5 protein-coding genes are annotated in these 3,090 nt (G+C 73.7%); 2 read left to right on the forward strand and 3 right to left on the reverse strand.

Annotated elements, in window-relative coordinates; translation table 11 throughout:
- The 3 genes from CWIS_RS14820 to CWIS_RS18480 all read right to left on the reverse strand — a co-directional run.
- Positions 1-775 (reverse strand): SURF1 family protein (locus CWIS_RS14820; protein WP_048344102.1); only part of this gene is annotated, 775 nt, incomplete at its 3' end.
- The gene (locus CWIS_RS14825; protein WP_048344103.1) at positions 772-1,008 is read right to left on the reverse strand and encodes a hypothetical protein; all 237 of its coding nucleotides are present in this window, start codon (positions 1,006-1,008) and stop codon (positions 772-774) included. The genes CWIS_RS14820 and CWIS_RS14825, both read right to left, overlap by 4 nt.
- Positions 1,005-1,352 (reverse strand): DUF3099 domain-containing protein, encoded by a 348-nt coding sequence (locus CWIS_RS18480; RefSeq protein ID WP_048344104.1) that lies wholly within the window; start codon positions 1,350-1,352, stop codon positions 1,005-1,007. Before CWIS_RS18480 ends, CWIS_RS14825 begins: the two co-directional genes overlap by 4 nt.
- 133 nt (positions 1,353-1,485) lie before the next feature.
- Here CWIS_RS18480 and fabG point away from each other — a divergent pair, with 133 nt between their 5' ends.
- A complete protein-coding gene (gene fabG / locus CWIS_RS14835) occupies positions 1,486-2,220 on the forward strand; it encodes a 3-oxoacyl-ACP reductase FabG (RefSeq protein ID WP_048344105.1) in 735 nt (244 codons plus the stop codon).
- Between the two features lie 32 nt (positions 2,221-2,252).
- Complete coding sequence (gene fabI / locus CWIS_RS14840) at positions 2,253-3,023, forward strand: enoyl-ACP reductase FabI (protein ID WP_048344106.1); 771 nt, start codon at positions 2,253-2,255, stop codon at positions 3,021-3,023.
- The last annotated feature ends 67 nt before the right edge of the window (positions 3,024-3,090 follow it).

Below are 3,090 nucleotides of genomic sequence, written 5' to 3' on the forward strand. Positions count from 1 at the left end.
GCTCGTGGGGTGCGCCGGGCTCGGGCGGCGCGCCGGTCCCGTCGCGCTCCTCGGTCACCTCACGGCGCGCGAGCCACACGAAGCCGACGAAGCCGCCCAGCGCGAACACCCACCACTGGAACGCGTACGACAGGTGCGAGCCCGGGTCGAGGTCGGGCGCGGGCAGCGCACCGAGGGACGTCGTCGCGGCCGGGTCCTCGCTCACGAGCTGGCCGTACGCGCGGACGAACGGCGTCGCGTCCTCGACGCCGGCGGCGGCGAGCACCTGCTCGGGCGCCAGGGCCTGCACCGAGCCGGCGGGCGCCCCGCGTGTCGACGGGCTCTCGGCCGGGCGCAGCCGCACGACGACGCGGACGTCGCCCGCGGGGGGCTCCGGGACGTCGACGGCCGCGCTCGCGTCGGCGCCGGTCGGCACCCAGCCGCGGTCGACGACGAGCACGTCGCCGGTCGACGCGACCTCGAACGGCACGAGCACGTGGTAGGCCGGTGCGCCGTCGACGGGACGGTTGCGCAGCAGCACGGTCGCTCCGGGCAGGTACCGGCCGTCGGTCACGACCTGACGCCACTCGTCGGGCCCGGCGAGCGCGGCGGCCGGCTCCGGGACGACCTCGGCCAGCGGGACGGGCGTCGCGTCGTAGTTGCGCTCGACCGTGGCGATCTGGGCGTCGCGCCACTCGTGGCGGTGCCACTGCCAGCGCCCCAGGAACGTGCACACGATCGCGAGGACGACGCCGACGAGCACCAGGCCGACGGCGCGCCGCCGGGCAGGCGTCACGTCCCGTCCGCCGCGACGAGCTCCGTCACGGGGACGGTGTCCTTGAGGAAGCCGCGCACGTCGAGGAACTGCGTGAGGTGCTCGCGGTGGTCGTCGCACGCGAGCCACACCTTGCGCCGGTCGGACGTGTGCAGCTTGGGGTTGTTCCACAGCAGGCCCCAGGTCGCGTCCCGGCGGCAGCCGCGCGCGCTGCAGATCGGGTCGTCCACCGGGTCGGGCACGGGCAGGGTCACGGCTGGCCTCCGTCGCCGGCAGGGGGGTGGTTCTCGAGCTGGGAGTGCGTGGTGCCGGGGCCGATCTCGCGCGGGTCGACGAACGGCTCCATCTCGTCGCGTCGCTCGCGTCCCGCGTTGGCGAAGATCACCGCCACGTAGGGGAGCACGACCGCGGCGGCGATGAGGATCAGCGACCCCCACATCGGGACGTGCGACCACGTGACGATCGCCGCGAGGAAGCACACGAGGCGGACGCCCATCTGCACGAGGTAGCGCCGCTGGCGCCGCGCGACGTCCTGCGCGAGCGGCTCGGGCGCAGCGGTGATGCTGTGCACCTCGGGCTCGTGACGTCGTGTCCTCACCCCCCGATCGTACGTTCCCGCCACCGGGTGAACGGCGGCCGCCCGGGTTGTGGGCCTCCCACAACCGAGGCCCGACAACCTGTGCCGTGCCGGTGCCCCGACGAGCGCGCCGGCTCGGATAGCGTCGTGTCTCGTGCCTGAGACTTCCGACAACTCCAGCGTCCAGCCGCGCGTCGTCCTCGTGACCGGCGCGAACCGCGGCATCGGGCGAGCGATCGCCGAGCGGTTCGTCGCCGCGGGGGACAGGGTCGCGACGATCTACCGCTCCGGCGAGCTTCCCGAGGGCGTCTTCGGCGTCGTCGGCGACATGCGTCACACGGCCTCGGTCGACGCCGCGTTCACCGCCGTCGAGGCCGAGCTCGGCCCGGTCGAGGTGCTCGTCGCGAACGCGGGCGTGACCCGCGACCAGCTCCTCATGCGGATGACCGACGAGGAGTTCGACGAGGTGCTCGACGTCAACCTCAAGGGCGCCTTCCGCTGCGCCCGGCGGGCCGCCAAGGGCATGATCCGGCTGCGTCGTGGGCGCATCGTGCTCATCTCGTCGGTCGTCGGGCTGTACGGCGGTGCCGGGCAGGTCAACTACGCGGCGTCGAAGTCGGCGCTCGTGGGCGTGGCCCGCTCGATCACGCGTGAGCTCGGCGGTCGCGGCATCACCGCGAACGTCGTCGCGCCCGGGTTCATCGACACCGACATGACGCGCGCGCTCCCCGACGCCACGCAGGCGTCCTACAAGGCCGCGATCCCCGCAGGGCGCTTCGCGCAGCCCGACGAGGTCGCCGCCGCCGTCGAGTTCCTCGCCTCGCCCGCCGCCGCGTACATCAGCGGCGCCGTGCTGCCGGTCGACGGCGGCCTCGGCATGGGCCACTGACCCTCCAGAACCCTCCAGGAAGAGAGACCACCATGGGCCTGCTCACCGGCAAGAAGCTCCTCGTCACCGGCGTCCTCACGGACGGCTCGATCGCGTTCCACGTCGCGCGCCTCGCGCAGGAGGAGGGCGCCCAGGTCGTGCTCACCTCGTTCGGGCGTCAGTTCCGCCTCACGCAGGTGATCGCCCGCCGGCTGCCCGTCGAGGCGCCGGTCATCCAGCTCGACGTCACCGACGCCGACGACCTCGCCGCGCTGGCCGACCGCGTGCGTGAGGCGGGCTTCGACTCGCTCGACGGCGTGGTGCACTCGATCGGGTTCGCACCGCAGTCCGTGATGGGCGGCAACTTCCTCGCGGGCGAGTGGGCCGACGTGGCCACCGCGCTCGAGGTCTCCGCGTACTCGCTCAAGTCGCTCGCCGTGGCGGCGCAGCCGCTGCTCACCGGCGGCGGCTCGATCGTCGGCCTGACGTTCGACGCGAAGTTCGCCTGGCCCGTGTACGACTGGATGGGCGTGGCCAAGGCCGCGTTCGAGTCGACGTCGCGCTACCTGGCCCGCGACCTCGGCCCGTCGGGCGTGCGCGTCAACCTGGTCTCCGCCGGCCCGATCCGTACCACGGCCGCCAAGTCCATCCCGGGCTTCGAGGCGATGGAGGCCAACTGGAGCACGCGGGCGCCGCTCGGCTGGGACGTCACCGACCCCGAGCCCACGGCGCGCGCCGTCGCGGCCCTGCTCTCCGACTGGTTCCCGGCGACCACGGGCGAGATCGTGCACGTCGACGGCGGCGTGCACGCGATGGGTCAGTAACGCCAGGAACAGGACCTTCGGACGATTCAGGTCGGGCTGCCACCTGCCGATGGGCAGGGGAGGCAGC

It is taken from the genome of Cellulomonas sp. A375-1, from assembly GCF_001040865.1.
Lineage (GTDB): Bacteria > Actinomycetota > Actinomycetes > Actinomycetales > Cellulomonadaceae > Cellulomonas > Cellulomonas gelida.